Genomic DNA, 25,472 nt, shown 5'->3' with positions numbered 1-25,472 from the left:
CCCGACACGGGAGGTACACACGATGGCAGGCATGGGGCCAGCGCCGAAGGACCCGAGCAAGCGGGCCCGGCGCAACAAGGACAGCGTTCCGCAGACCGTGCTCAGGTGGGAGCGGGCCGAGCCGCCGGAGCTCCCCGACTTCGAGGTCGAGGTCGACGGCGAGCTGCGCGAGTTCGTGTGGCCGGCGCGTACGCGCGAGTGGTGGCGGATGTGGATCGACAGCCCGCAGGCGGAGCACTTCGGTTCGTCGGACTGGCAGTACCTGCTCGACACGGCGCTGATCCATGCACGGTACTGGCAGGGCAACCTGTCGCTCGCGGGTGAGCTGCGGCTGCGGGTGGCGGAGTTCGGGGCGACGCCGTCGGCGCGGGCGCGGCTGCGGATGGTGTTCGCTGAGGCGGACGACGCGGATCAGGGTCGGGGCCGTTCGGGTGGGCCGTCGGCGCGTGAGCGGTACGGGCAGCTGCGGATGATGCCGGGCGGGAAGTCCGGCCAGGGCAAGGGCTCGTAGCGGGGGGCGGTCATGCCGTGGCGCGGCCCTGAGTACGAGGGCGAGCGCCCAACGCTGGGGTGGTACGTCCTCGACTGGATGATGCAGAACCTCGCGCAGCCCGGCCGGGACGACGGCGAGCCGTTCGTGCCGACCCGCGAGCAGGCCGAGTTCCTGTGCCGGTTCTACGAGGTACACCCGGTCACCGGGAAGCGCGTCATCCACCGCGCGCTACTCAGCCGCCCGCGAGGCTGGGGCAAGAGCCCGTTCGTCGGGGCGATCGCGCTCGCGGAGGCCTGCGCCGACGTCGTCGCCGACGGGTTCGACGCGGACGGCGAGCCGGTCGGCCGGCCGTGGCACTCGCTGCGGACGCCGCTGGTGCGTATCGCGGCGGTGACCGAGGATCAGACCGACAACACGTGGTTGCCGCTGCTGGAGATGGCGCGGGGCGGGTCGCTGGCGGCTGACTATGGGCTCGATGTGCTGGACACGGTGATCTATCTGCCGCGGGGGCAGATCAGCCCGATCACGTCGAGTGCGACGTCGGCGAAGGGCGACCCGGCGTGTTTCGCGTCGATGGATCAGACGGAGGAGTGGCGGGAGTCCAACGGCGGGAAGCGGCTGGCGCGGGTGATGCGGTTCAATGCCGCGAAGCTGGGCGGGTCGGTGATCGAGACGCCGAACGCGTTCACTCCGGGCGAGGGCAGCGTCGCTGAGCAGTCCGCGGCGGACTATCAGGCGATCCTCGACGGCCGGTCGCGGGCGCGCGGGATTCTGGTGGATCACCGGGAGGCGCCGCCGGAGACGGACATGAGCGACGAGCGGTCGCTCGTGGCTGGGCTGCGGTGGGCGTACGGCGACAGCTCGGACCATCCTGACGGGTGTGTGCTGCACGATCCGCCGTGTCCGCCGGGGTGGTCGCCGATCGAGCGGCTGACGTCCGAGTTCTGGGACACGTCGAACGAGCCGCAGGATCTGCGGGCGGACCTGCTCAACCAGATCACCCACGCCAGCGATGCGTGGCTGTCGGCGCCGGAGGTGCGCGCCGCGTCGGACCTGAACCGGCAGGTGCAGCCGGGCGAGCGGATCGTGCTCGGGTTCGACGGGTCGCGGAAGCGGGCCCGTGGGGTGACGGACGCGACGGCGCTGATCGGCTGCCGCCTGTCGGACGGGCACGTGTTCACGATCGGCGTGTGGGAGTCGCCGGCCCGGCCGGAGATCGGGCCGGACGGGCAGCCGGTCGAGTGGCGGGTGCCGGTCGTCGAGGTGCTCGCCGCGGTGCATGAGGCGTTCGAGACGTACGACGTCGTCGGTATGTACGCCGACCCCGCGAAGTGGGAGAGCCACGTCGCGGACTGGGAGGCGGCGTATGGGCCGCGCCTGAAGGTGCAGGCGACGCGGAACCATCCGATCGAGTGGTGGATGACCGGTGGCCGGTCGAACCTGATCGTGCGGGCGCTGGAGAAGTTCCACACCGCATTGACCGAGGGCGAGCTGACGCACGACGGGTCGTCGGCGCTGGTGCGGCACCTGCTCAACGCCCGCCGGCGGAAGACCCGGTCGGGGATCCAGATCGCGAAGGCGCATCCGGACAGCGCCGACAAGATCGACGCGGCGAGCGCCGCGGTGCTGGCGTGGCAGTGCCGCCTCGACGCCATCGCGAAGGGCATCGCATCCGAGAAGCCGGAGATGTTCGGCGGAACGTTCTGACCAGGAGGGGCAAGCCGTGCTCGACGAGACACCGGAGCTCGACAACCCCGACTTCGCGCTGCTGCGGCTGGGCCGCAGGCTGCGGAAGCGCGCGAGCGTACTCGACGAGTGGTGGCGGTACTACCGGGGCCGGCCGCCGCTGCCGGAGCTGCCGAAGCGGGCTGAGCAAGCGTTCATCGACTTTCAGCGGAAAGCGCGCACGAACTTCTGCGGTGTGATCGCGAACTCGACGGTGCACCGGTTGCGGGCGCTGGGGGTGACCGGGCGGGACGGCGAGCCGGATGAGAACGCGTCGCGGTGGTGGCAGCTGAACCGGCTGGACTCGCGGCAGAAGGCCGTGTGGCGGGTGGCGATGACGCAGGCGGCCGGGTACATGCTCGTCGGTGAGCACCCGACCCGGGTCGAGGACAACGGCCGTCCGTCGCCGCTGATCACCGCCGAGCATCCGCGAGAGTGCATCGTCGAGCGGGATCCGGCGACTGATGAGGCGTACGTCGGGCTCAAGGCGATGCACAGCGACGTCGACGGGTTCGGGTACGCGGTCGTGCTGTACGACGACATGCGGTTCGCGTACCGGACGCGGGAGCGGTGCAGTCCGGCGCGGTTGCCGTGGGGACCGGATTCGTGGGTGCCGCTGGATGACGGTGTCGAGCACGATCTCGGGATGCTGCCGTTGGTGGAGTTCGCGCGGATGCCGGATCTTGGGGAGGACCCGGAGCCTGAGTTCGCCGTCGCCATGGACATCCAGGACCGGGTGAACATGGGCGTGCTCAACCGCATGGCCGCCAGCCGGTACAGCGGGTTCCGGCAGAAGTGGGTGAAAGGGCACGAGTTCAAGCGGAAGATCGACCCGACGACGGGGCTGACCACGGTTGAGCAGCCGTTCGTTCCGGGCCCGAACAGCGTGTGGGTGTCCGAGGGCACGGACGCGATGTTCGGGCAGCTCGACGCGACGGACCTCCGGCCGTTCCTCGCCGAGCACGCGTCAGATGTCCGCGACATGCTGATCATCAGCCAGACCCCGGCGTACTACTACGCCGGTGACCTGATCAACATCAGCGCGGACACGGTCGCCGCGCTGGACCTGATGCACGTGGCGAAGTGCAGGGAGCACATCGCCGCGTTCGGGGAGGCGCTGGAGGACGTGATGACGCTGGCGGCGGCGCAGGCCGGGGTCGAGGAGGACTACACCGAGGCGACGGTGCGGTGGGCGCGGCCGGAGTACCTCAGCCCGGCGGTGCGGGCGGACGCGGCGACGAAGCTCAAGAGCATCGGGTATCCGCTGGACATCATCGCGGAGGACCTCGACGAGACGCCGGAGCGGGTGCGGCGGATCAACTCGGGTGCGGCCGCGCAGCAGCTGCTCGCGGCGTCGCTGCTGCCGGCGAACCCGGCGCCGACGGCGGGCAACCAGCCCGAGCCGGATGGCGGGGGTGTGGTCGATGCCTGATCCGGCGTTGCAGGCGGCGCTCACCGAACGGTACGACGCGCTGACGACGTCGCTGCGGGACCGGGTCATCTCGTTCGTGCTGGCGGCGTTCGATTCGCTCGGGTCCTACCGGGACGCGGACGCGGCCGCGTTCATCGAGCGAGTGCTGCCGGTGGTGCTCGGCGCGCAGCAGCAGATGGGTGCGGTCACGGACGCGTACCTGTCGGCGATGATCGCGGACATGCTCGGTGGGGCGGCGGCGCCGGTGGGTGTGCAGCTCGACGAGGCGCTGCGCGGGACGCCGCCGGAGGAGGTGTACCGGCGGCCGTTCGTCACGACCTGGACGGCGTTGTCGCAGGGGAAATCGTTCGCGGAGTCGCGGAGCGAGGGCCGTACGCGGTTGCTGTCGATCACCGAGACGGATCTCCAGCTCGCGCGGACGCACGCGGCGCGGGAGACGATGACCCGCAGCGGGCGCGCGCGGTTCTTCCGTCGGCGGTTGGGCGGCGGGAAGAACTGCGGGCTGTGCGTGATCGCCAGTACGCAGCGGTACCGGGTTGAGAACCTGATGCCGATCCATCCGGGCTGCCACTGTCGGCCCGAGCCGATTCCGGGCGACCGTGACCCGGGGCAGATCATCGACGAGCGGCTGCTCGAAGAGGCACACGCGGCGATCGCGGCGGGTACCGGGGCGTCCGACCGTGGGGGGCGGGCGCCGGACTACCGGGACGTCATCGTCACGCGCGAGCACGGCGAGTACGGGCCGCTGCTGGCCGTCCGTCGTCACGAGCACACCGGGCCGCGGGACGTGCCCGGCTCGTAGACCATCTGCGCCGACACGGCGCACACCCTTGCTCACCCTTGACCCGACACGGGAGATACGACCATGTCCACACGCACTCTGCCCCGCCACGCGCTCACCGGGATCACGGCTGTCGGCTGGCGGAAGGCACGGCCCGGGGAGGACCCGGGCGAGCTGTACCCGATCTGGCCTGTCCGGGGCGGGGACGGCCGTGACGACGGCGATCCGGAGGACGACCCCGACGAGGGCGACCCGGAGGACGACCCGGACGACGTGGACCCCGACAAGGGGAAGGACGACGACGAGCCGGACCACAAGGCGGAGGCCGAGAAGTGGAAGGCGCAGGCGCGGAAGCACGAGCAGCGCGCCAAGGCCAACGCTGCCGCTGCGAAGGAGCTCGCGAAGCTCAAGCGTGAGGGCATGAGCGAGGTCGAGAAGCGTATCGACGAGGCGGTCGCCGCTGCGCGTGCGGAGGAACGCGTGAAGGCCGGCGTGCGGGTCGCCCGCAGTGCGTTCCTGGCGGCTGCCAAGGGCCGGATCCCGGACCCGAAGGAAGTCGTCGAGGACATCAACCTGAAGAAGTACGTCGACGAGGACGGCGAAGCCGACGACGAGGCGATCGCCAAGCTCGTCGACAAGCTCGCCCCGGCGAGGTCCGACACGGACGACGAGGACGACGACCAGGACGGGCGCGACACGCGCCGCCGGCGTCGTGGGAGCGGCTATCAGGGGGCCCGGAACGGGTCCGGCCGCAGCAAGAGCAAGCGCGGTGCAGTCAGCGGCGACGAGCTGTTCGAGGAACTGTACGGCCGGAAGCCGAAGACCACCGCGGGTTCGTGACGACCATAGGAGAGAGCAATGGACCTCCGTCTCAGGACTGAGACGTTCGGGGCTGACGATCAGTCGTGGCTGGGCAGTGAGCACGGCACGCAGGCGACCGAGTCGGTCACCCTCGACACCTCGACGTTCACCGCCGCCACGCACTACCCGGACGGCTATTTCAAGAGCGGTCTGCCGCTCGGGAGGATCACCGCGACGGGCAAGTACGGGCTGTACAACGGCGCCGCGACGGACGGCACGGAGACCCTCGTCGGGTTCCTGTACGCCGCCGTCGCGGCGCCGACCGACAACACGGTCGACGTGGCGGGGGCGATGCTCACGCACGGCAAGGTCCGCAGCAGCCGTCTGCCGGTGGCGGTGGACGCCGCCGGTCAGGCCGACGTCGCCGGTTCGATCCGGTTCATCTGAGAGGGGGTGGCGTAGATGGCATGGGTGCTGGACACCGAGTACATCGAGCCCGAAGAGCTGACCGCGGTCACCCGTCGGGCGCTCGCCGAGCAGCAGGTCAACGCGTTCACGCTGGGCAGGTGGCTGCCGAACGTCGTGATCGACGACATCACGTTCCAGTACACCAAGGGCGGCACCGGCGGGCTCGCCGAGGCGTCCGTGTACCGGTCGTGGGATGCGGAGTCGCGGATCGGGCGCCGTGAGGGCGTGTCGCAGGTGATGGGTGAGCTGCCGCCGATCAGCGAGGCGATCCCGCTGAACGAGTACGACCGGCTGCGGATCCGGAGCCTCGACGACGCCGACCCGGTGCGGCGGGCGATCGCGCAGGACGCGTACCGGCTGGCGACGAACATCGCCGCGAGGTTCGAGGTCGGTAAGGGTGAGGCGCTGGCGAACGCGCAGTTCACGATCAACGAGAACGGCGTGACCCTCGCGCCGGTGGACTTCGGGCGGGATCCGGCGCACTCCGTCACCGCGGCGGTGCTGTGGTCGGACCACGCGAACGCGGTCCCGCTGGACGACCTCGAATCGTGGGTGCAGACCTACATCGACACCAACGGGCGGCCGCCGGCGCGGATGCTGATGCCGCGCACGGTGCTGTCGCATCTGCGGCAGTGCGACCAGGTGGTGCGGCAGGTGTATCCGCTGGCGCCGTCGGGGTCGTCGCCGATGGTGAGCGTCGAGCAGCTGAACACGGTGCTGGAGTCCCTCGACCTGCCGGCGATCGAGCTGAACGACGCGCGGGTGAGCGTGGACGGGACGCCGACGCGGATCATGCCGGTCGATGCGCTGGTGTTCGTGCCGGACCCGGGGCCGACGGACGCGGCCGCGCCGACGGACCTGGGCGGGTTCCTGCTCGGGACGACGGCGGAGTCGCTGGAGCCGGAGTACGCCGGCGTTGACGGGCGTGCCGGTGTGGTCGCGGCGACGTGGAAGACGAAGAACCCGGTCAGGCTGTGGACGCACGCGGCGGCGGTCGGGATGCCGGTCGTCCGCGAGCCGAACCTCACGTTCAAGGCGGTGGTGGTCTGATGGCGCGGAGGCTGCGGTCGTACGTGCACGTCGACGGCACCGCGTACGGGCCCGACAGCGAGGTCCCGGCGGAGGTCGCGAAGCGGATCGGCGACCACGCGTGGGAGGGCACCAGCGCGGACGACAGCGACGGTGACGGCGGCGGCCCGGGCCCGGTCGGGTTCACCGACCCCGGCGCCCCCAGCACCGTCGAGGCGCCGCCCCGTTCGGGCCGCGGGAGCGGTGTCGAGGCGTGGCGGCGGTTCGCCGAGGCCAACGGCTACGACACCGACGACGAGATGAGCCGCGACGACGTGATCGCGCTGCTCGAACGGAACGGCGTGATCGAGCCCGAGCGGGAGGAGTAGGCGGGTGGCGGCGTACGCGACGGTCGATGACTACGAGGCGCGCGCCGCCGTCACGCTCACCGGCGCGAAGCGGGCGCAGGTCGAGGCGTACCTCGCGGACGCGTCCGCGCTGATGCGCCGCCACATCCCGGCCGGCCACGAGCCCGACCCGGACGTGCTGCGGACGGTCGCGGTCGCGGTGACCCGCCGAGTGATGGCGAACCCGGGCGGCTACCGACAGCGGACGATCGGCCAGTACTCCGAGACGCTCGGCGAGGACGGCGGGCTGTACCTGACCGACGACGAGGTCGCGCTGCTCCAGCCGACACCGGTCGAGGACCCGGGGTCGGACGCGGCGTACACGATCGGGCTCGTCGACGACGGCGGGTGGTCGCCGGTCAGCCGGGGCGGGTGGGTGTGGTGATCGACGAGGCGGTGCTGCCGCACCTCGTCGACGTCCTCACTGCGGGGACGCGCACCGATCGGTACGGCAACGAGGTCGAGGACTGGGCGAGCCCGTCCCGGCAGTCGGCGCGGGCGTGGATGCAGCAGCAGACCAGCGCGGAGGAGACCGATCAGCGGAACGCGCAGATCGGTGAGTGGACGCTGATCTGCAACCCGGTCGACGTCGACGGCAACCCGCTGGCTGTGACTGGGGCGTCGCGGGTCGAGTGGAACAGCAGCACGTTCGAGGTGGCCGGGCCGGCCGGTCCGGCGTGGTCGCCGGAGGAGCTGCACCACTACGAGGTCAGGCTGCGAGTAGTAGAGGGGTGATGACCGTGGCCCGGTCCCGGTTCCGGCCGAACCGTCAGAAGATCGCCGAGTTCCTCACGGCGCCGCAGACGCGGGCGCTGATCGAGCGGAAGACCAGAGCGGCGGAGCGGGCCGCGGCCGCCGCTTCGGAGGCCGACGGGCAGTTCCGCACGGACATCGAGACGGGCGAGCGGCGTGTGCGTGGCGCGGTGCTCGGTGACTACTCCACAGCCGACCCGGACGTCTCGCGGCGGGCGCTGCTACGTGGTCTGGACGGCGCCCGCGGGGCCGACTGATGGGCGCCCCCGTAGGGTTCCCGGACGCGGTGCAGCTCGTCGCGGCGTACCTGCGCGAGCAGCTCGCCGAGCGCGGCGATCCGGTGCCGGTCGTCTCGCGTGTGCCGTCGCCCCGGCCAGCGCAGTTCGTGCGGGTCGAGCGGGTCGGCGGTACGCAGTTGGACCGGATCACGGACCGGCCGCGACTGGACATCGCGTGCTGGGCGCCGGATGAGGGTGCGGCGGCTGATCTCGTGCAGGTTGTGCGGGCGCTGGTGCACGCGATCCCGGGGTGGCGTGGCGCGGCCGCGTACGACGTGGTCGAGATGGGCGGCCCGAACCTGTCGCCGGACCCCGAGAGCGGCGTGCCCCGGTACCTGTTCGCGGTCGAGGTGGCCCTGCGCGGCCGCACGCTCGCCCCCTGACCCTGGCTCACCCGGCCCTTTGACCGTATTCGCCCCCGCGCCACGTGGCCGGGGGTTTCTGCATGGGAGGCATCATGACGACCCCGACCCCGCCGGACCTGATGGCGGATCTCCGCACCGAGCTGATCCGCAAGCAACTGGTGCAGGCCGTGTACGCGGCCGACGCGTCCGCTGAGGCGATCACGAACCCGTTCAACGAGACGACCGGGGAGCTCGCGGCCCTGCCGTCGGGCTACGTCGCCGTGGGGTACACCACCGACGACGGGCTGACGTTCACGTCCGACCTGTCGATGGCGGACGTGACGTCGTCGCAGAGTGTGGAGCCGACCCGGTCGGACGTCGAGTCGGACGTGCTGACGGCGAGCTACACGCCGCAGGAGACCAACCAGGCCGCAGTCGCCCTGTACGAGGGGCTGCCGCTGTCGGGCACGGGCGCGCTGCCCGCGGTCGGGTCGGCGTGGTCGTGGGACCGCCCCAGCACGCCGAAGAACCCGTTCCGCAGGCTGCTGTTCATCGGTCTGGACTACGCCGACGACGGCAGTGAGATCTACGTCGTGAAGTTCCTGCCGCGGGCGCGGCTCACCAGCAAGGACGACGAGCAGTGGGCGCGCAGCACGGAGACGCAGCGGCCGGTGACGTTCACGGCGTACCGGGACAGCGCGGTCGGCACGTCGTGCCGGAACTGGGTGGACGGGCCGGGCTGGCGGTCCCTGTCGCCGGGGTCGAACGAGGTGCAGAGCGTCGCCATCACCGGCAGCCCGACCGGCGGCACCTACACGCTCACGTTCGACACGCAGACGACCGGGGCGATCGCGTTCGACGCGACCGCGTCCGCGGTGCAGTCGGCGCTGGAGGCGCTGTCGAACATCGACCCCGGCGACGTGACGTGCGCGGGCGGCCCGCACCCGGGCACGCCGGTCACGGTGACGTTCGTCGGCCAGTACGCGGGCACCGACGTGGCCGAGATGACCGGTGATGGGACGGGCCTGACCGGCGGGACGACTCCGGCGGTGACGGTGACGACCACCACGCCGGGCGGGGCCTGACCTGTCCCCTCTTGATCGGCGCGGGGGCGGTGGTTCTGGGTGAGCCCCTCCGCCCCCGCGCCTTGAATGCTCACCCACTGCTCACCCGAGGAAGAGAGTTCCGATCATGTCCAAGCCGAACAAGGCCCGGTACAAGCTGTCTGCGGTGCGCGCGTCGTACGCCGACGCGGTCGGTGGTGACCGTGTCGAGGTGGAGACCGACGACGGGAAGACCTACAGCTTCCCGCACCCGCTGTTCACCGACGACGACACCGCCCTCCGGATCGACGCGGCCGAGGGCGACGAGGGCAAGGCCCGCGTTCTGCTCGGCGACCAGTGGACCGAGTTCGTCAAGAGCGGCGGTACCGCGAACGACCTGATGCTGGTGTACGTCGCGGCCCGCTCCGAGATGCAGGACACCCTCAACCGGCACCGCCCTACCAGGGCGTAGCCGACGGCGGCGGTGAGGGCGCCGTCGAGACGGTGACGTACGACGTCCTCGACGTCCTCGGAGACGAGCCGGAAGCCGTCGAGGCGGACCTGATGCGCCACTACCCCGGCTACGGGCCCGGAGGGCCACTGGCGGCGTTCTGGCAGCGCCGAATCAGCCTGCGGCTGCTGCGGGTCATGGTCGAGAACCTGCCGCCCGACGGGGCGACGGCGCGGGCGCAGGCCGGGCACGACTGGCGGCACGTCGACTACGCCGCCGAGAACGTGGTCGATCTGCTCGCGCAGTTCGTCACCGACTTCCGAAACGCGCACCGCGACCCGGACAAGCCAGCATTGCCGTACCCCGAGCGGGGGTGGCGGCCGGGCGATCCGCTGCCGGAGGAGACGGCCGAGGACGCCGAGCACAAACGCGACCAGGCGCGGACCGCGTACCAGCGGATCACCGCGCAAGTCCTACCCGGGAAGGGGTGACAGGGATGCCGGTCGAGGTCGGTGTCGGGTACGTCAGCATCGTCCCCGAGATGCGCCGGTTCGCATCCGAACTCGACCGGCAGATGTCCCGCCACTCCGGCAGCGTGCAGGCCGCCGTCGCCGACCCGATGGCCGACGCCGGCGCCGCTGCGGGTGACCAGGCGGGGCAGGGCGTGGTCGGTGGGATCCGCGGCAAGGTCAAGGGCGGGATGCTCGCGGTCGGTGCTTTGGCGGGGGCGCTGCTGGTCAAGGGCGTCACGGATGCGATGGCGCAGGAGAAGGCGGGCGACAAGCTCGCCGCGCAGCTCGGGCTCAGCGAGAAGGAGTCGGCGCGGCTGGGCAAGGTGTCGGGCAGCGTGTACGCGAAGGGGTACGGCGAGAGCGTCGAGCAGGTCAACGACAGTCTGCGGCAGCTCGCGCAGAACGGTGTCGTCGCGGTCAACGCGCCGAAGAAGGACCTGGCCGGGTTGTCGAAAGCCGCCCTGAACTTGGCGGAGACGTTCGACGCGGACGTCGGCGGCTCCGCGCGGGCGGCTGGTCAGCTCATCAAGACGGGGCTGGCGAAGGACGGCAAGGAAGCGTTCGACCTGATCACGCGCGGGTTCCAGAGCGGCGCGGACAAGAGCGAGGACCTGCTCGACACCCTGAACGAGTATTCGACTCAGTTCCGTGACCTGGGGCTGACCGGCTCGCAGGCGCTCGGGCTGCTGACGCAGGGACTCAAGGCCGGCGCGCGCGACTCGGACACGGTCGCGGATGCGCTGAAGGAGTTCGCGATCCGCGCGAAGGACGGCTCGGATACGACGAAGGAAGGTTTCAAGGCGATCCAGCTGTCTGCGTCGGAGATGGCGCAGACGTTCGCGAAGGGCGGCCCGGAGGCGGGGAAGGCGCTCGACAAGGTCCTCGACAAGATCCGGGCCATCGAGGACCCGGCGAAGAGGTCCGAGGTCGCGATCGCGCTGTTCGGCACGAAGGCCGAAGACCTGCAACAGTCGCTGTTCGCGCTCGACCCGAGCAAGGCGACCGACGCGCTCGGCAAGGTCGGTGGGGCAGCGGACCGGATGGGCGACACCCTGCACGACAACGCCTCGACACGGATCGAGACGTTCAAGCGGACGCTTGAGCAGGGGCTCGTGAACGCGGTCGGCGGGTACGTGCTGCCTGCCCTGTCGCGTGTATCCGGGTTCTTGAACCGCACGTTCGGCCCGGCGTGGAAGACGGCGACCGGCGCGGTGTCGCGACTGTTCGGTGCGGCACGTGGCAGTGGGGCGCTCGCGCCGCTGTCGTCGTCGCTGGAGAAGGTCGGGGCCGGTGCGCGCTCCGCGTTCGGTCCGGCGTTCCAGAAGCTCGGCGAGGTCACCCGGACGACGCTGCTGCCTGCCCTGGGCAGGCTGGGGAAGCTGTTCCGCGAGGACCTGGGCCCGGCCCTGTCGAAGTACTTCGGGGCGGCGGCTCAGACCACCTTCGGGTGGATGAGCAAGCTCGGCAGCATCTTGGTGGGCACCGTGTGGCCGGCCGCGGTCAAGGTCTACAGCGGGCTCGCATCGGGGTTGGGGCCGGTGTTCCGGACGCTGTCGGATCTGATCCGTGAGCGGGTTGTGCCCGGCGTGCAGATGATCGGCGAGAAGCTGTCGACGTTGTTCGAGAAGGCTCAGCCGGTCCTCGCGGTGATCGGCAAGGTTGCCGGGTTCCTGGGGATGCTGGCGGGCAAGGTCATCGGGTTTGTGGTACCGATCCTTTTGAGGCTGGCCGGACCGGTCGTCAGCTTCATCTTCAACCAGTTCGGCCGCGTGATCGACATCGTGAGCGGTGTGATCGGCGCGGTCGTCTCCTTCGGCCGGTGGGTCGGGTCGGTCGCCTCTGCGGTCGGCTCAGCGTTCATGTGGCTGTACAACTCGGTGATCAAGCCCGTGTGGAACGGCATCCGGTCGGCGATCAGCTTCGCGTGGGGGATTATTCAGCCGATCTTCGAGGTCGCGGTCGCGGTGGTCCGCAAGAGCTTGGGGATCGCGTTCCAGTGGCTGTACAACAACGTGATCAAGCCCGTGTGGTCGGGTATCCGCACGGCGATCAGCTTTGCGTGGAACAGCGTCATCAAGCCCGTTTTCGACCGGCTCAGCGGGTTCGTGCGGGACACGCTTGGGCCGGTGTTCGGGTGGCTGCGCGACAAGGTCATCCGGCCGGTGTGGGACACGATCCGCAGCAAGATTTCCACGGTGTGGCGTGAGGGCATCAAGCCGATTTTCGACCGCCTCAAGGGCGCGGTCGGCACCATCGGCGACAGCTTCGAGACGGCGAAGAAGGCCGTGAAGAAGGCGTGGGACGGCATCAAGGACGCCACGAAGAAGCCCGTGAATTTCGTGCTGGGCACGGTGTGGAATGACGGTCTCCTCAAGGCGTGGAATTCCATCGCCGGATGGGTGGGGCTGGACGAGCACAAGCTGAAGAAGGTCAAGCTCCTCGAACGAGGTGGCACGGTCGGGACAGAGCCGGGCATCTACAACCGGCCGACCGCGATCGTCGGTGAGGGCCGGTCGCAGTACCCGGAGTACGTGATCCCGACCGATCCGCGATACCGGCAGCGGGCGCTCTCTCTGCATGCGGCGGCCGGGACGCAGCTCCTCGAAGAGGGCGGTGTGATCGGTCGTGTGACGGGTGTTCTGAAGAAGGTCGGCGGGGCCGTGCTCGGCGGGATCCGGACCGCTGCGGACTTCCTGTCGGACCCGTCCGCCGCCATGCGGCGCATCTTCAACAGCGTGCTGGAGCCGCTCAAGACGATCGGTGGCGGGAAGTGGGGCAAGGCGATCGCGCAGGTCCCGCGCATGGCGGTCGGCGGCATCAAGACGATGGTGATGGACTGGTTCCGGGACACCGGCGGCGGTGACGGCGCGATCGGCGGGAGCATCCCGTCGGGGCGTCGGCGGGCGATCCTGATGCAGGCGCTCGCCGCGGCCGGGGTGCCGCCGCCGGGTGTGCTGGCGCAGTGGCTCGCCGGCCTCAACACGTTGATCACGCGCGAGTCGGGCTGGAACCCGCGGGCGATCAACAACTGGGACATCAACGCCAAGAACGGCGTGCCGTCGCAGGGGTTGGCGCAGACGATCCCGCCGACGTGGTCCGCGTACGTGCCGAACTCGCTGCGGGCACGGGGCATCCTCGACCCGGTCAGCAACGTAGCCGCGGCGATCCGGTACATCGTCGCCCGCTACGGCAACATCACCCGCGTCCAGCAGGCCAACGCCAACGCCGCCCCGAAGGGCTACGCGAGCGGCGGCCGGCCGCGGCCCGGTGAGGTCGCGTGGGTCGGCGAGCGCGGGCCGGAGCTGCTGCGGTTCGGTGGCGGGCAGACGATCTACGACCATCGCACGTCGCTGCGGATGGCGCGCCGTGAGGCCGAGCAGCTCGGCGCGGCGGTGGTGACGGGCATGGTCGGGGTGCTGCCGCGGGTGGCGACTGAGGCACTGGCGCGGGGCGGTGCTCCGGTTCCGGTGGGCGGGCAGCGGCCGCCGGTCGATGAGGGGGCGCTGCGCCGCGGCGACACGCTGATCCTGCGTGTCGGTGAGCGAGAGTTCGAGGCGGTCGTCGACGAGCGGGTCGACGCCGGACTGTCAGCGGTGCGGCAGCGCAGCCGCGCCGGAGCAAGGAGAGGGTGACGGCGGATGCCGATGATCGTGGACCTGTCGGCGCCGCAGGTGACGCCGCCGGAGCGCACCACGTCGCCGGATGGGTGGCTAGCCGCGGTGGTGGACGAGGCGTGGGCGGGGGTGACGCTCGCGGTCGACTACACCGCGAGCGTCCCACTCGCCGACGCCGCCAGCGTGCGGCAGGTGCGGATCACTCGCCTCGACCCGGGGGCGGCCGGGCCGGTACCGGTGCGGTCCGCGGACCCGGCGTGGGCGGTCGAGGGCGTGGGGACGGCGTACGACCATGAGGCGCCGCTCGGTGTCGCCGTGGTGTACACGGCCGTACCGGTGTACGCGGACGGCAGTGAAGGGCCGTCGTCGTCTCTGGCGGTGACGGTTCCGGCGCCAGAGGCCGGCGCGGACGACGACCTGTGGCTCAAGAGCCTCGACGAGCCCGGCTTGTCGGCGCGGTGCATGGTCGTGTCGTGGCAGTCGCCGACGTCGGCGGCCCGGCAGGACGCGGTCGACGTGGCCGGGTCGCCGTATCGGGCTCTCGCGTACGACGAGCACGGTGCGGAGACGGCGCAGGTCGTCGTCGATGTGCCGCCGGAGCGGGTCGAACAGGTGCGGGAGCTGCTGCGCAGTGGGGTGCTGCTGGCGCAGGTCCGGCCCGGGTACCTCACCCCGGACCGGTTTTTCGTGCCGGGTGAGATCACCGGCCCGACTCCGACGGGCAAGCTCGGCTCATCCGAGGGCTATCAGTTCGGGTTCACGATCGAGCCGATCGCGCGGCCGGACACCGCCGGGCAGCCGCTGCGGCTGCCGGGGTGGTCGTGGGACCACGTGGCGGCACAGTTCGCGACGTGGGACGAGGTCGCCGCCGCGTACAGCTCGTGGGCTGCGCTGTCGACGAACGGGGTCGTCTGATGCAGCGCGTGTCCGCTCAGGCGGTCGCTGCGCTGCACGGGGCGGCACGCAGGCCGGTGCGGGCGGAGTGGTCCAACGACGGCGGCCGCACCTGGGTGTCGGCCAGGGTCGGGGGCGGGTCGGTGACGCCGGACCGTACCGCGGAGTGCCGGTACACCGCGTCCGTCGAGCTGTTGGACGTGCCGGTGGGCCGGGGCGGCATCAACACCGAGGCCACCCGCGTGCGGCTGTGGCAGGGCGTTGCCGGGCCGCGGATGGACCCGGTGTGGATCCCGGCCGGGGTGTACGTCGTCGACCGTACCCGCCGTACTCGGCTGGGGGTCGAGCTGGAGCTGCTCGGGCTGGAGGACGCCATCCGGTCCGCGAGCTTTCCGACACCGCGCACCATCGGGCCGGACACCGCTGAGGCCCTCGTCGGGGTGCTGGTGGGTGAGGCGCTGCCGGGGGTGCCGGTGTCGTGGCGCGACGGAGCCGACCCGGGCACGCCGATCCCGCAGTTCGTCGGCGACGAGGACCGGTGGGCGGCCCTGTCGTCCGGCACCGACAGTTCGGGCACGGCGACGGGGATCGCTGCGGCGCTCGGCGCAGAGGCGTTTGTGGACGCTCGGGGGGTGTTCACGATGGCGCCGGTGCCGACGCTGTCGGACCCGGTGGTGTGGCGTATCCCGCGCGGTGTGGCGGTGGTCGGTGAACCGGCGGAGGAGCAGTCGGCCGAAGGGCTGGTGAACCTGTGGGCCGTCTCCGGCGACGGCGGGGACGGCAGCCCATCCGTGGGGCCGGTGTTCGTGTGGGACGACGACCCACAGTCGCTGACCTACGCGGGGCCGGACCCGGTCGAGGACCCGCTCGCGCCGCAGCGTCTCGGGCTGCCGGTCCGGCTGCGGGTCGAGCGGTACACCTCGCCGCTGATCGCCTCAGTGGGGCAGGCTCACGAGGTCGGCCGGGCGCGGCTCGCCGACTCCCTTGGCGTGCAGAGCAGCCTCAGCTTCACGAGCGTGTGCCATCCCGGGCTGGAGCCCGGCGACGTCGTCGACGTCGAGATACGGCCCGGCGAGTGGCAGCGGCACATCATCGACTCCTGCCCGTACGAGCTGGGCGGCGCGTCCATGACCTGCACGACACGGACGACGACCCGGAGGACCACAGGATGAGCGGGGCAGCACGACAGCTCGGCGAGGACCTCGCCCGCGCCGCATCCGGCACCGGCGGCGGCACAGTCGTCAGCGCGCAGGTCGTCGACGTCACCGACGCCGGGACCGTGAACCTCGACCTGGGCGGGGCGCTCATCCTCGACGTGCCGTGCGCCGACTCCTACCGCGGCCGCCAGGCCGGCGACTGGGTCGCGGTGCGGCCCGGAGCACGGCCGGTGGTGATGTGGCGGCTCGGTGAGGATCCGGGGGCGCTGGATGAGGACGCGGTGCGTGAGATCGCCTTGGGCGCGCAGGCGGTGCGGGCGATGACGTGGGGCACCGGCACACCGTCCGGGGACGGGTGGATGCAGCCCACGGCCCTGTACGTGCGGAAAGCGGCGGACGGCAAGGCCGAGCTGTACGCGCAGGTCGCCACCGAGCCGACTGATCCGCCGGATGAGCCGACTGGTGCGGTCGCGCGGCCGGTGTCGCTCTCGCCGACCGACTCGGGGTCGTGGCGGGGCGGCCGGCCGGACAGCTACGCGGATTTCCCCATGCAGGGGGATTGGACCGGCGGCGGCGACCGCCGCGGCGGCTGGTTCTACGGCACGGCCATCGCCGACGCCTGCTCGGGCAAGACTGTCGCGAAGATGACTGTCGGCTTCACCCGGCGGCGCGGCTCCGGCGTGAACGCGAAACGGCCGCTGCATCTGTACCTGCACTCCTACACCTCGCCGCCGTCGGGGCAGCTGTCCCTGGGGGACGGGCCGGAGGATCTGCTGCGGCTGTCGGTCGGCGGTACCGGCACCGCGACCCTGCCCGCCGCCTGGCGCACGGCCCTCGCCACTGGTGCCGCCCGTGGCCTGGCGATCTACGCCCGTGGCTCTACCGACTACATGGCCGTGTCCGGCGGCACTCTCAAGATCGAATTTTCGTAAGGAGGCCCCTTGTGGCCGAGATCGGCTATGCCCAACTCCCGGTCCCCGCAGGCGGTGACGCACCAGTCGGCCCGGCGGCATTCGCCGCCCTGGCGAGCGGTATCGACCCGCACCTGATCCAGCATGTGGCCGACCAGGCGCAGCGCGACGCCGACTTCGGCGACGCACCGCTGCACACCGCGGTGTCCGCCGAGGACGGCTCACTGTGGCTCAAGACGAGCGCGACGTCGAACACGTGGGCCACGGTCTACGAGCCCGACCCGGCCTGGCGGCCGCTGTCGCTGGTGGCCGGCCTGTCGTCCGGGACGGTGCCGCCCGGGATCCGCCGCATCGGCAATCGGGTGCATGTGCGCGGGGCAGTGGAGAAGACCGACGGGGCGCTCATCGTCGGCAGCCCGGCCATCAAGTTGGGCGACGTGCCGGAGGACTGCCGGCCGCGCTACACCGGCCGCGGCGCGGGCGGGCAGACCATCTCCGGTGACCCGATTGTCGGCGTCGGCCGTATCGAGGTCCTCGGGGAGGGCTGGGAGGTCAACGACGGCACCTGGGGCTCGATCATGTGGTACTCGCAGGACGGCAGTGGCAGCTCCTGGGTGGGCCTCGATTTCTCGTACTGGATCGACTGAGGGGCGGCGCACGGATGCCGATGTACACCTTCGGCGGTACGGCCGCCGATGTCCTGACCACTTCCACCGGGGATGTGGTGCCCGACTACCCGGTGGTGGTGTACCGGGCGGGCACGAGCGAGCAGATCACTGCCCTGTATGAGCTGGACGGGGTCACGCCGATCGCTGAGCTGCGGTCCAATCCGGCCGGGCACGATCAGCCGGGCGCGATCCGGGAGTTCCGCGTCGACGGCGTCACGGCGATCGATTTCTCCTATACGGGGTCCTCCGGGCAGCCGGTGCGCTGGTACCAGGCTGCCCGGGAGCTCGCGCAGGAAGCGGCGGCTGCGGCGGCCGGGGCGCTGTCGCGGTCGGCCGGTGGCACCGTCACCGCGCCGCTGACGGTCACCGGGACGCTCACCGCGTCCGGCGGGGCCGCGCTCTCCGGCGGGGTGACCGTCGACGACCTGGCCGCCGACGCCCTCACCGTCGGCGGGGAGCCGGTCACCCCCTCTCGCATGATCGACGTCACCGGCTACGGCACGGCCGGCGACGGTGTCACCGACGATGCTCCGGCGATCCAGGCCGCGCTGACGGCCGCGTGGTCGGCGGGCGGCGGCTGGGTGATCGTGCCGCCCGGGGACTATCTGCTGGCGACGCTGCCGCTGCGGATCCGCCGCCGCACCCGGTTGACGCTGCTGCCGGGCGCGCGGTTCATCCGGGGCGCGGATGCCACGGTGATGGTCAACGGCGACACCGAGCAGGACCTCGGCGGCTACACCGGCCATGGGGATCTGCTCATCGAGGGCGGCGTGTGGGAGATGCAGGGCACCGTGCCCGGTCTGACCGCCTCGCGGATGTGTATCTCGCTGGCGCATGCCGAGCGGGTCACGATCCGGGATATCGAGGTGCGGGACGTGCCCGGGTTCCACGCGATCGAGCTGAACAGCACCAAGACCGGACGGGTGCTGAACTGCCGGTTCTTGGGGTTCGTTGACCCGGGTGGCAGGGAGTTCTCCGAGGCCGTGCAGCTCGACCTCGCCAAGAGCGCGTCGGTCTATGGGGCTTTCGGGCCCTACGACCACACCGTGTGCGACGACATCCTCATCGAGGGGTGCACCTTCGGGCCGTCGGGCACAGCGGGCACCACCTCGTGGCCGCGCGGTGTCGGCTCCCACAGCGCGACGATCACCTGCTGGCACACCAACGTCCGCGTGATCGGGAACCATTTCGAGGACTGCGCGCAGTACGCGATGACCGCCTACAGCTACAAGGACTGCGTGTTCTCCGGAAACACCATCACGGGGTGCGGCGCCGGGTTCCGCGCCCAGGTCCCGTACACCGGCAACCCGGAGGCCACCAAGTTGCCCGACGGGACGCAGACCAACGCCAGTCAGGATTGCAGCGGCTTCACCATCGTCGGCAACACGTTCCGGGACCTCACCGGGTTCGACGACGCGATCCGGCTGCACGGCGAGGACACCGGCCACATCCTGCACACCACCATCACCGGCAACACCATCGACGGCATGGCCGGCAGCGAGTCCGCGATCCGCACCGAGTACGCCGACCACTACACCGCCACCGGCAACGTGATCGCCAACCTCACCGGCGGCAGCGGCGTCAGCCAGGCCAACCCGACCGGGGCGGTCGTCGCGCACAACCGGCTGCACGCCATCGGCTACAACGGGATCTCCGCGGACGCGGGCGACGACATCGTCATCGCCTCCAACAGCATCACAGAGACCGGCAACAACGGCGTGCACGTCGTCGGCGGCAGCGACGTCAGGGTCGACGGCAACGAGATCCGCGCGGTCTCCAGCGCGGCGGCCGGGAACTACGGCATCCGCATCAGCAGCAGCGCCGCCAGCGTCATGATCACCGGGAACCGGTGCCGCCTGCGGGGCTCCGGCAACGAGGCCGCCTACGGCCTGTCCATCACCTCGACGTGCACCGGCATCCGCCGCTACGGCAACGACATGCTCAACTCCGGCACGGCCGGGGAGATCAGCGACGGATCCACCAGCCCCGTCCTGTCCCCGTACGACGCCGGCACCCCCTGACCCGGCCTCACACCATCACGCCCCGCTGCCGCTCGGGCCGGGGCGTTTTCTCATGCCCCAAGGGAGGGCTCGCCCATGGCCGATCCACTGTCCTACGAGAAGTTCATCCGCGCGTTGCGCGACGAGGGCCTGAAGGTCGAGGTCGTCGGCAACCCGCCGCGCCACAACCGCAACCACAAAGGCCCCTGGGGCCCGGTGCACGGCGTGATGATCCACCACACCGTCACCACCGGCACGCAGCGGACCGTCGACCTGTGCCGCCGCGGCTACATGACCCTGCCCGGGCCGCTGTGCCACGGAGTGATCGGGAAGAACGGCGTCGTGTACATCGTCGGCTACGGCCGCGCCAACCACGCCGGCGCCGGTGACGACGACGTGCTGCGCGCGGTCATCGCCGAGCGGTCGCTGCCGGCGGACAACGAGGCGAACACCGACGGCAACCGGCACTTCTACGGCTTCGAGTGCGAGAACCTCGGCGACGGCCGCGACCCGTGGCCGGCGGCGCAGCTCGACGCGATCGAGCGTGTGAGCGCGGCGATCTGCCGGGCGCACCGCTGGAACGAGAAGTCGGTGATCGGGCATCTGGAGTGGCAGCCCGGCAAGGTCGACCCGCGCGGCTTCACGATGGCGAGCATGCGGGGGCGGGTCGCGAAGCGGCTCGGCATCAAGCCCGACACCGGCGGCGACTCGAAGTCGGCGACGGGCACGTACACCGTGCAGCGCGGGGACACCCTGTGGGCGATCGCCCTCGCGCACGGCACGACCGTGCCGGTCCTCGTCGACCTCAACAGCCTCGCCGACCCCAGCCACATCGAGCCGGGCCAGAAGCTCAAGACGCCGGCTGCGGCGACGACCTCGTACGAGGTGAAGCGCGGCGACACCCTCTGGAGCATCGCGGCGGACCGGCTCGGGGACGGCCGCCGGTACCGGGAGATCGCGACGCTGTCGGGCGTCAAGGACGCCGACGAGCTGTCGCCGGGGCAGAAGCTCAAGATCCCGGCCAAGTGACCCCCGCGAGCAGTTGCTCGCACAACGGAAGGGAACCCACATGTTCACCGGAGCATTCTGGAAGGCCGCGTTCGAGCGGGCCGTGCGCACCTTCGCGCAGGGCACGCTCGGCGTCGCGTCCGCGGACGGGCTCGGGATCGTCGATGTCGACTGGGGCGGCGCTCTGTCGGTCGGTGGACTCGCTGCCGTCCTGGCGGTGCTCACCGCGGTCGCCACGTCCGGCGGTCCGGAGGGGCCGGGGCTGACCGAGACGACGGTCAAGGCGGGCCCGTCGCACGGGTCGACGGTCACCCCGGGCCCCGGGGCGGTCTGATGCCGTGCGCGGCGGTCCGGCGGCCGATGCGCGCGCTGGGCCGCCGCGGCGCGTTCCTCACCCTCAAGGGAACGATCGCCGCCTTGTACGGCTACAGCCAGCTCGTTGCGCCGCTCGACGCACAGTCCGGCCCGACGCTGCTGCTGCGGTGGCTGCCGCTGGACGTGTGGGCGTGGGCGTGGATCACGGCCGGAGTGTGCGCGCTGGTGTGCGCGTGGCTGCCGCAGCCGCGTGACTGGCCCGGGTTCGTGGCGGTGTGGGCGGTGACCGCCCCGTGGGCGCTGGGGTACCTCGCCGCGTGGTGGCCGCTGGGTGACCATCCGCGCGGCTGGGCGCCTGCCTTGATATTCGGCGCGTTCGGAGCCGTGTGCCTGGTGGCTATCGGCTGGGACGAGCCACCCCGTGCACGATCGGAGCCACCGCGTGAGCACTGAAATGCTGACCGCGTTGTCGGCCCTGGCGGTGGCCGTGGTCACCGCCGGGGGCGGCATCGCCACCGCCGTCATCGGCCGCAGACAGCCCCGCGGGCAGCAGCGCCGCGACGACTTCACCACCATCGTGGGAGAGCTGCGCACCAGCTTGAAAGAGGTGAAGGACGAGCTCGCGGAGCAGAAAACGGAGGCTGCGCGGCAGCGGGAGCGGGTTGCTGCGCAGGATGTGGCGATCCGGTATCTGCGTGGCTGGCTGCGGTCGCTGGTGACGTGTATGCGGCAGGCGCGGATAGAGCCGCCTGCGCCGCCTGAGCCGGTGCCGGATGAGGTGCGGCCGTACCTGCACGACGTGGGCTTGTAGGCGTCCGGCCCGGCCCTGGGATAGAGGGCCGGCCCGGACTGTCGTCTCAGGTGCCCGCCGCCCGCTGATTCACTCTCGAACGTGAGTGCGCCCCCGTCTGGCCTTCGGGCCGGGCGGGGGCGCTTTCGTCATGCCTACAGGCAGGTCAGACGCGATACTCGTACCCGATCGTGATCCGCTGCGGCAGGCACCACTCGCCATAACAGATCACGCCCTCATCGTCCGACCACTCGTGCGCGCCCGCGAGGATCGACGCGCCGACCGGCACCCCCAGATGCCCCGCCTCACGGTGGTCAGCGACCCGGGCGTGCATGCTGTCCCGCCCGTACAGCACCCGGCGGCCGGTCGTCCGCTCGATCTGCTGCATCAGGTCGTTCCCGCCGCCCGGGTGCGTGGCGGTCCGCTGCCCCGGCACGGTCGACAGCAGATCCGGCACCGAGTCCGCGAACGAGGCGGGGTACCAGTCGACCGCGAGCATCAACCGCTGCGCGCCGGCGCCGACGACGTACTCGCGGCGCACGACCTGCGAGCCGGGGTCGACGTCGAACAGCTCGGCGACGTACAGCGGGGGCACGATCAGTTCGGCGGCGGTGACCTGTTTCGTCTCGCCGGTGGCGAGGACGCTGCCGCTGCGCTGTATGCGGTCGAGGCGGTCGCGTGGGGTGGCGGTGTTCGTGGCGGTGTCGGCGACGAAGCTGCCGCGTTGGGTGGTGACGATGTAGCCCTCGACGCGTAGCCACGACAGGGCGCTGCGGACGGTGGCGGATGCGACGCCGTGTTCGTCGACGAGTTCACGGATCGTCGGGAGGCGGTCGCCGGGGGCGAGTTCGCCGTCTCTGATGCGCTGTCGGTACAGCTCGGCGATGCGGGTGCTGGGCAGTGTGGGGCGGGTCATGGGCCATAGCGTCCCATCGGTGAGCTAGCTCACTCAACCTCTTGCGGTGAACTAGCTCAATCTCTACCGTGAGCTAGCACACAACGCGCCGTAGAGAGGTGACAACGCGACGTGAGCGCCGCTGCCATGAAAGAGCCACCCCGCCGCGCCTTACCGCGCCGCCCCTGCCCGCTGGACACCGACACCATCCAGCGCACCATTGACCGCGCCCTCGCCGCCGACCACACCACCCGATACAGCGACCTCGCGGAACTCGAAGCGCTGCTGCGCGGACACATCAACCTGATGCTGCCCCCCGCCCGTGCCCGCGCCGGAACCGTCGCCTACGCCCGCCTCAACACCGCAGCTGGGCAACTCGCCTACGGGCTCGGCGACACCCTGCGGTCCGCCCGCCGACACGTGCTGCTGCTGGCCCTCGACTGCCGGTGGCTGCTGCGGGTCCTCGCCCCCGGGAGGCAGCCGTGACGGCCCGCCTCCCCGCCCCGTCCGTGCTCACCCCGGGACTGCTCGCGTCGCTGGCGGCGCACACCTGGCTCGACCACACCCCCGACAGCCGCGTCTACTCGGTGCTGCTGCTCACCCACCCGCCCACACGGAACGGCGACCCGCAGGCGGTCGAGCAGCGGATGCTCGCCACCGCGGCCGCCCTCGCCCTCGATACCCCGGCGGCCCGCGTGCCGGACGTCGGGGAGCGGCTGACCGTCCATGACCGGGCCCGGGTGCTGCTGCACCTGGACGGGTGCGAGACGGCGCTGCGGCTGCCGTTCAGCGGGCACTGGGCTCACACGATCGGTGCGCTCGGGCGGGTCCTGCTCGCGGTAGGCCTCGACCCGCTGCCGCCGCGCGCCCACCATGCCGCAGTCGATCGGTACGTCGACGCCGCGGCGAGGGCCGGGCGGATACGGGTCGGGTCGTGCCGGGTCGCCGACGGCGCCGGGCGCGTGCCCGGGGTGGCGGCGGTGGCGCGGTGAGCGGGGCTCAGTGGACGGTCGGCGGCTGCTGGTTGGGCTGCGAGCGGGAGGGGGTGCCGGTGCTGTGGCTGGGGCCGGTGCACACCGCGGCCGCTATCGCGCCGCTGTATGGCTGTGCGGAGTGCATAGCGCGGATCGAGGCGCGGGCGGCCCGGTACGTCGATGACCGGTACCGGCTCGACACGCCCGCATGAGACTCCACTACCGGCCGGTCAGCCCTGGACAGGTCGAGGGTCGGCGGTGGGCGCCCGCCCGGCATGGTGAACGACGCCGTACTGGGCGGGCACAATCATCAAGTGACTCAGATCACACAGGAGGTGCGGAGGTGGCAACACATGCCCATGCCGGAGAGCGCGCTGCGGCGCATCGCGCAGCAGATCGACCGCGAGCGGGTCGAGCGGCGATGCCCGGAATGCGGAGGGCCCACCACGGCGGAGGCCACGGAGGAGAAGGACGGCACCATCAAGGTCGCGGCTGTCTGCGCCGGCCGGTGCCCGAGCCCGTCCAGCCAGTAGGGCTGTCCTGCCCGAACTGCGGCGTGATGATGAACCTGCGGGGCGGCGTGTTCGTGTGCCCCAACTGCGGCCACACGTCCTGATCGTCGGGCCGTTCTCGTAGGTGCTCGAAGTTTTCTCGGGAAAGTTGTCATACAGCAAGGCATCTGGGGTACCCGTGCCGCTGCGCCACCCCCCACGCACCATCCTCTCGCGGCGGCACGGCCCCTCAGACAACCGCGAGCGGCCTCACTAGCGCCCCGGCCTGATCAGCCGGGGCGTAGTGCTGCGGTTGGGGGTTTTCCTACTCACCCGGTGGGGCTGCTGGGGAGGTGTTCCCGAGGGTGTTCCCATGGGAACAGCAGCACCGTCTGAGGCTGGCTGGGGATGGCTCAGCGTGACTGAGGCTGATCCGATCGGGTTAGTTTGTCCGGGTTTTCAGCGTCGCCGCAGGTCAAAACGGGGTCAAGGATCGGGTTCGAGTCCCGTTACTCACCCTGAACGATCAAGGCCCGGTCTGCGGAAGCAGGCCGGGCCTTGATCGTCCGCCGGGCCGCGGGGAACACGACCGGCCCACGCACCGGGGCGTGGTGGGGGTCACAGCAACCGCACCCCGCGCCGGGCGAGATAGGCGACGGGGTCGACGTCCGAGCCGTAGCCGCGTTTGCTGCGCACCTCGAAGTGGAGGTGGGGGCCGGTGACCCGGCCCGTGGCCCCCGAGCTGCCCACCGGGCTGCCCGCCTTCACCCGCTCCCCGCCGTTCACCGAAATCCGCGACAGATGGGCGTAGAGGGCGTAGTAGCCGTCGTCCATCCTGACCGTCACCGCCTTCCCGTAGGCGCCGGCCTCCCCGGCGAAGACCACGGAGCCGGCGCCGATCGCGTAGACGGGGGTGCCGACGGGCATCGCGAAGTCGATGCCCGTGTGATGGCCCGCCTGCCAGTTCCCGGGGATGCCGTAGGCGGCCGAGACCCGGTAGTCCCCCATCACCGGCCGGGACCAGCGCCCCGAAGCCGTCTCCTGCCCGGCCGAGAAGGCCACCGGGGCGGCGTCGCCTCCCGGCCGCCCTCCCCCGGCTCCCCCTGTCCTTCCCGCCAGGAACGGGACGCTTCCCAGCGCCGCCAGCGCCGCACCGCGCAGCACCAGTCCGCGCCGGTCCGGCGTCCACTGCCGGCGTCCACCCTGTCCAGCCATCGCTTCGACCTCCCATTCGGCGGTGCCATAGATGTGAGGACACG

Annotated in this window: 31 protein-coding genes; 29 read left to right on the top strand and 2 right to left on the bottom strand. The window is 71.3% G+C overall.

Annotation, left to right across the window (positions count from 1 at the left end; all coding sequences use genetic code 11):
• The first annotated feature begins 31 nt into the window (after positions 1 to 31).
• The 25 genes from BM237_RS13855 to BM237_RS13735 all read left to right on the top strand — a co-directional run bounded on the left by BM237_RS13855 (position 32) and on the right by BM237_RS13735 (position 21,874).
• Complete coding sequence (locus BM237_RS13855) at positions 32 to 511, top strand: phage terminase small subunit (RefSeq protein ID WP_217655860.1); 480 nt, start codon at positions 32 to 34, stop codon at positions 509 to 511.
• Between the two features lie 78 nt (positions 512 to 589).
• Complete coding sequence (locus BM237_RS13850; RefSeq protein WP_245793611.1) at positions 590 to 2,200, top strand: terminase; 1,611 nt, start codon at positions 590 to 592, stop codon at positions 2,198 to 2,200.
• 16 nt (positions 2,201 to 2,216) lie between these two features.
• Positions 2,217 to 3,650: a phage portal protein gene (locus BM237_RS13845; RefSeq protein ID WP_093849903.1), complete on the top strand. Its 1,434-nt coding sequence runs from the start codon at positions 2,217 to 2,219 to the stop codon at positions 3,648 to 3,650.
• Entirely contained in the window at positions 3,625 to 4,452 is an 828-nt protein-coding gene (locus BM237_RS13840; RefSeq protein WP_245793610.1) for a hypothetical protein, read from the top strand. The genes BM237_RS13845 and BM237_RS13840 overlap by 26 nt, the downstream gene beginning before the upstream one ends.
• Positions 4,453 to 4,515: 63 nt before the next feature.
• On the top strand, positions 4,516 to 5,271 hold the full coding sequence (locus BM237_RS13835; RefSeq protein ID WP_093849902.1) for a hypothetical protein: 756 nt from the start codon (positions 4,516 to 4,518) through the stop codon (positions 5,269 to 5,271).
• 18 nt (positions 5,272 to 5,289) lie between these two features.
• Complete coding sequence (locus tag BM237_RS13830; RefSeq protein WP_093849901.1) at positions 5,290 to 5,679, top strand: head decoration protein; 390 nt, start codon at positions 5,290 to 5,292, stop codon at positions 5,677 to 5,679.
• A gap of 15 nt (positions 5,680 to 5,694) precedes the next feature.
• A complete protein-coding gene (locus BM237_RS13825) occupies positions 5,695 to 6,750 on the top strand; it encodes a major capsid protein (RefSeq protein ID WP_093849900.1) in 1,056 nt (351 codons plus the stop codon).
• Positions 6,750 to 7,097, top strand: coding sequence for a hypothetical protein (locus BM237_RS13820; RefSeq protein ID WP_093849899.1), 348 nt, complete (start codon positions 6,750 to 6,752; stop codon positions 7,095 to 7,097). The genes BM237_RS13825 and BM237_RS13820 overlap by 1 nt, the downstream gene beginning before the upstream one ends.
• A gap of 4 nt (positions 7,098 to 7,101) precedes the next feature.
• The gene (locus BM237_RS13815) at positions 7,102 to 7,500 is read left to right on the top strand and encodes a hypothetical protein (RefSeq protein WP_093849898.1); all 399 of its coding nucleotides are present in this window, start codon (positions 7,102 to 7,104) and stop codon (positions 7,498 to 7,500) included.
• Positions 7,497 to 7,850 (top strand): hypothetical protein, encoded by a 354-nt coding sequence (locus tag BM237_RS13810; protein ID WP_093850031.1) that lies wholly within the window; start codon positions 7,497 to 7,499, stop codon positions 7,848 to 7,850. Before BM237_RS13815 ends, BM237_RS13810 begins: the two co-directional genes overlap by 4 nt.
• A complete protein-coding gene (locus BM237_RS13805; RefSeq protein WP_093849897.1) occupies positions 7,850 to 8,125 on the top strand; it encodes a hypothetical protein in 276 nt (91 codons plus the stop codon). Before BM237_RS13810 ends, BM237_RS13805 begins: the two co-directional genes overlap by 1 nt.
• Positions 8,125 to 8,529, top strand: a complete 405-nt coding sequence (locus tag BM237_RS13800; RefSeq protein WP_093849896.1) for a phage tail termination protein — start codon at positions 8,125 to 8,127, stop codon at positions 8,527 to 8,529. Before BM237_RS13805 ends, BM237_RS13800 begins: the two co-directional genes overlap by 1 nt.
• A 74-nt stretch (positions 8,530 to 8,603) precedes the next feature.
• The gene (locus BM237_RS13795; protein WP_245793609.1) at positions 8,604 to 9,575 is read left to right on the top strand and encodes a phage tail tube protein; all 972 of its coding nucleotides are present in this window, start codon (positions 8,604 to 8,606) and stop codon (positions 9,573 to 9,575) included.
• Positions 9,576 to 9,681: 106 nt separating this feature from the next.
• The gene (locus BM237_RS13790) at positions 9,682 to 10,005 is read left to right on the top strand and encodes a hypothetical protein (protein ID WP_093849895.1); all 324 of its coding nucleotides are present in this window, start codon (positions 9,682 to 9,684) and stop codon (positions 10,003 to 10,005) included.
• 32 nt (positions 10,006 to 10,037) lie between these two features.
• Entirely contained in the window at positions 10,038 to 10,475 is a 438-nt protein-coding gene (locus BM237_RS13785) for a hypothetical protein (protein ID WP_245793608.1), read from the top strand.
• Between the two features lie 5 nt (positions 10,476 to 10,480).
• The gene (locus BM237_RS13780; protein WP_093849894.1) at positions 10,481 to 14,128 is read left to right on the top strand and encodes a phage tail tape measure protein; all 3,648 of its coding nucleotides are present in this window, start codon (positions 10,481 to 10,483) and stop codon (positions 14,126 to 14,128) included.
• Between the two features lie 6 nt (positions 14,129 to 14,134).
• The gene (locus BM237_RS13775) at positions 14,135 to 15,025 is read left to right on the top strand and encodes a hypothetical protein (RefSeq protein ID WP_093849893.1); all 891 of its coding nucleotides are present in this window, start codon (positions 14,135 to 14,137) and stop codon (positions 15,023 to 15,025) included.
• Positions 15,025 to 16,176, top strand: coding sequence for a phage tail protein (locus tag BM237_RS13770; RefSeq protein ID WP_093849892.1), 1,152 nt, complete (start codon positions 15,025 to 15,027; stop codon positions 16,174 to 16,176). The genes BM237_RS13775 and BM237_RS13770 overlap by 1 nt, the downstream gene beginning before the upstream one ends.
• On the top strand, positions 16,173 to 17,093 hold the full coding sequence (locus BM237_RS13765; RefSeq protein ID WP_093849891.1) for a hypothetical protein: 921 nt from the start codon (positions 16,173 to 16,175) through the stop codon (positions 17,091 to 17,093). The genes BM237_RS13770 and BM237_RS13765 overlap by 4 nt, the downstream gene beginning before the upstream one ends.
• An 11-nt stretch (positions 17,094 to 17,104) precedes the next feature.
• Positions 17,105 to 17,719 carry a hypothetical protein gene (locus BM237_RS13760; protein ID WP_093849890.1) on the top strand — a complete coding sequence of 205 codons (615 nt, stop codon included), beginning with the start codon at positions 17,105 to 17,107 and terminating at the stop codon, positions 17,717 to 17,719.
• Between the two features lie 14 nt (positions 17,720 to 17,733).
• Entirely contained in the window at positions 17,734 to 19,761 is a 2,028-nt protein-coding gene (locus tag BM237_RS13755; protein ID WP_093849889.1) for a right-handed parallel beta-helix repeat-containing protein, read from the top strand.
• Between the two features lie 75 nt (positions 19,762 to 19,836).
• A complete protein-coding gene (locus BM237_RS13750) occupies positions 19,837 to 20,769 on the top strand; it encodes a LysM peptidoglycan-binding domain-containing protein (RefSeq protein WP_093849888.1) in 933 nt (310 codons plus the stop codon).
• 40 nt (positions 20,770 to 20,809) lie between these two features.
• Entirely contained in the window at positions 20,810 to 21,082 is a 273-nt protein-coding gene (locus BM237_RS13745) for a holin (RefSeq protein ID WP_093849887.1), read from the top strand.
• Positions 21,082 to 21,516: a hypothetical protein gene (locus BM237_RS13740; RefSeq protein WP_093849886.1), complete on the top strand. Its 435-nt coding sequence runs from the start codon at positions 21,082 to 21,084 to the stop codon at positions 21,514 to 21,516. The genes BM237_RS13745 and BM237_RS13740 overlap by 1 nt, the downstream gene beginning before the upstream one ends.
• Entirely contained in the window at positions 21,506 to 21,874 is a 369-nt protein-coding gene (locus BM237_RS13735; protein ID WP_139238101.1) for a hypothetical protein, read from the top strand. Before BM237_RS13740 ends, BM237_RS13735 begins: the two co-directional genes overlap by 11 nt.
• Before the next feature lie 145 nt (positions 21,875 to 22,019).
• On the opposite strand, the gene BM237_RS13730 is transcribed toward BM237_RS13735, so the two are convergent.
• Positions 22,020 to 22,769 carry a GntR family transcriptional regulator gene (locus BM237_RS13730; protein WP_093849884.1) on the bottom strand — a complete coding sequence of 250 codons (750 nt, stop codon included), beginning with the start codon at positions 22,767 to 22,769 and terminating at the stop codon, positions 22,020 to 22,022.
• 126 nt (positions 22,770 to 22,895) lie between these two features.
• Between BM237_RS13730 and BM237_RS13725 the strand changes: the two genes are divergently transcribed.
• The 4 genes from BM237_RS13725 to BM237_RS13710 all read left to right on the top strand — a co-directional run bounded on the left by BM237_RS13725 (position 22,896) and on the right by BM237_RS13710 (position 24,255).
• Positions 22,896 to 23,234 (top strand): DUF6415 family natural product biosynthesis protein, encoded by a 339-nt coding sequence (locus BM237_RS13725; RefSeq protein ID WP_093849883.1) that lies wholly within the window; start codon positions 22,896 to 22,898, stop codon positions 23,232 to 23,234.
• Positions 23,231 to 23,740 carry a hypothetical protein gene (locus BM237_RS13720; RefSeq protein ID WP_093849882.1) on the top strand — a complete coding sequence of 170 codons (510 nt, stop codon included), beginning with the start codon at positions 23,231 to 23,233 and terminating at the stop codon, positions 23,738 to 23,740. The genes BM237_RS13725 and BM237_RS13720 overlap by 4 nt, the downstream gene beginning before the upstream one ends.
• Positions 23,737 to 23,934 carry a hypothetical protein gene (locus tag BM237_RS13715; RefSeq protein WP_093849881.1) on the top strand — a complete coding sequence of 66 codons (198 nt, stop codon included), beginning with the start codon at positions 23,737 to 23,739 and terminating at the stop codon, positions 23,932 to 23,934. The genes BM237_RS13720 and BM237_RS13715 overlap by 4 nt, the downstream gene beginning before the upstream one ends.
• A gap of 102 nt (positions 23,935 to 24,036) precedes the next feature.
• Positions 24,037 to 24,255, top strand: coding sequence for a hypothetical protein (locus BM237_RS13710; protein WP_139238100.1), 219 nt, complete (start codon positions 24,037 to 24,039; stop codon positions 24,253 to 24,255).
• Positions 24,256 to 24,831: 576 nt separating this feature from the next.
• Here BM237_RS13710 and BM237_RS13705 read toward each other — a convergent pair.
• On the bottom strand, positions 24,832 to 25,428 hold the full coding sequence (locus BM237_RS13705) for a M23 family metallopeptidase (RefSeq protein WP_093849879.1): 597 nt from the start codon (positions 25,426 to 25,428) through the stop codon (positions 24,832 to 24,834).
• Positions 25,429 to 25,472: the final 44 nt, after the last annotated feature.

The organism is Streptomyces mangrovi (genome assembly GCF_900114215.1).
Classification (GTDB): Bacteria; Actinomycetota; Actinomycetes; order Streptomycetales; family Streptomycetaceae; genus Streptomyces; species Streptomyces barkulensis.
Note: the sequence above shows the minus strand (reverse complement) of the source record. Positions and strands in the feature narration are given on the sequence as shown.

Excerpts from the sequence above, each read along its gene's own strand:
- BM237_RS13855 (WP_217655860.1), top strand. The coding sequence starts at position 32 with ATGGGGCCAGCGCCGAAGGACCCGAGCAAGCGGGCCCGGCGCAACAAG.
- BM237_RS13850 (WP_245793611.1), top strand. The coding sequence starts at position 590 with ATGATGCAGAACCTCGCGCAGCCCGGCCGGGACGACGGCGAGCCGTTC.
- BM237_RS13840 (WP_245793610.1), top strand. The coding sequence starts at position 3,625 with ATGGCGGGGGTGTGGTCGATGCCTGATCCGGCGTTGCAGGCGGCGCTC.
- BM237_RS13835 (WP_093849902.1), top strand. The coding sequence starts at position 4,516 with ATGTCCACACGCACTCTGCCCCGCCACGCGCTCACCGGGATCACGGCT.
- BM237_RS13830 (WP_093849901.1), top strand. The coding sequence starts at position 5,290 with ATGGACCTCCGTCTCAGGACTGAGACGTTCGGGGCTGACGATCAGTCG.
- BM237_RS13825 (WP_093849900.1), top strand. The coding sequence starts at position 5,695 with ATGGCATGGGTGCTGGACACCGAGTACATCGAGCCCGAAGAGCTGACC.
- BM237_RS13820 (WP_093849899.1), top strand. The coding sequence starts at position 6,750 with ATGGCGCGGAGGCTGCGGTCGTACGTGCACGTCGACGGCACCGCGTAC.
- BM237_RS13805 (WP_093849897.1), top strand. The coding sequence starts at position 7,850 with ATGACCGTGGCCCGGTCCCGGTTCCGGCCGAACCGTCAGAAGATCGCC.
- BM237_RS13800 (WP_093849896.1), top strand. The coding sequence starts at position 8,125 with ATGGGCGCCCCCGTAGGGTTCCCGGACGCGGTGCAGCTCGTCGCGGCG.
- BM237_RS13795 (WP_245793609.1), top strand. The coding sequence starts at position 8,604 with ATGACGACCCCGACCCCGCCGGACCTGATGGCGGATCTCCGCACCGAG.
- BM237_RS13790 (WP_093849895.1), top strand. The coding sequence starts at position 9,682 with ATGTCCAAGCCGAACAAGGCCCGGTACAAGCTGTCTGCGGTGCGCGCG.
- BM237_RS13780 (WP_093849894.1), top strand. The coding sequence starts at position 10,481 with ATGCCGGTCGAGGTCGGTGTCGGGTACGTCAGCATCGTCCCCGAGATG.
- BM237_RS13775 (WP_093849893.1), top strand. The coding sequence starts at position 14,135 with ATGCCGATGATCGTGGACCTGTCGGCGCCGCAGGTGACGCCGCCGGAG.
- BM237_RS13770 (WP_093849892.1), top strand. The coding sequence starts at position 15,025 with ATGCAGCGCGTGTCCGCTCAGGCGGTCGCTGCGCTGCACGGGGCGGCA.
- BM237_RS13765 (WP_093849891.1), top strand. The coding sequence starts at position 16,173 with ATGAGCGGGGCAGCACGACAGCTCGGCGAGGACCTCGCCCGCGCCGCA.
- BM237_RS13755 (WP_093849889.1), top strand. The coding sequence starts at position 17,734 with ATGCCGATGTACACCTTCGGCGGTACGGCCGCCGATGTCCTGACCACT.
- BM237_RS13750 (WP_093849888.1), top strand. The coding sequence starts at position 19,837 with ATGGCCGATCCACTGTCCTACGAGAAGTTCATCCGCGCGTTGCGCGAC.
- BM237_RS13745 (WP_093849887.1), top strand. The coding sequence starts at position 20,810 with ATGTTCACCGGAGCATTCTGGAAGGCCGCGTTCGAGCGGGCCGTGCGC.
- BM237_RS13740 (WP_093849886.1), top strand. The coding sequence starts at position 21,082 with ATGCCGTGCGCGGCGGTCCGGCGGCCGATGCGCGCGCTGGGCCGCCGC.
- BM237_RS13730 (WP_093849884.1), bottom strand. The coding sequence starts at position 22,769 with ATGACCCGCCCCACACTGCCCAGCACCCGCATCGCCGAGCTGTACCGA.
- BM237_RS13725 (WP_093849883.1), top strand. The coding sequence starts at position 22,896 with ATGAAAGAGCCACCCCGCCGCGCCTTACCGCGCCGCCCCTGCCCGCTG.
- BM237_RS13705 (WP_093849879.1), bottom strand. The coding sequence starts at position 25,428 with ATGGCTGGACAGGGTGGACGCCGGCAGTGGACGCCGGACCGGCGCGGA.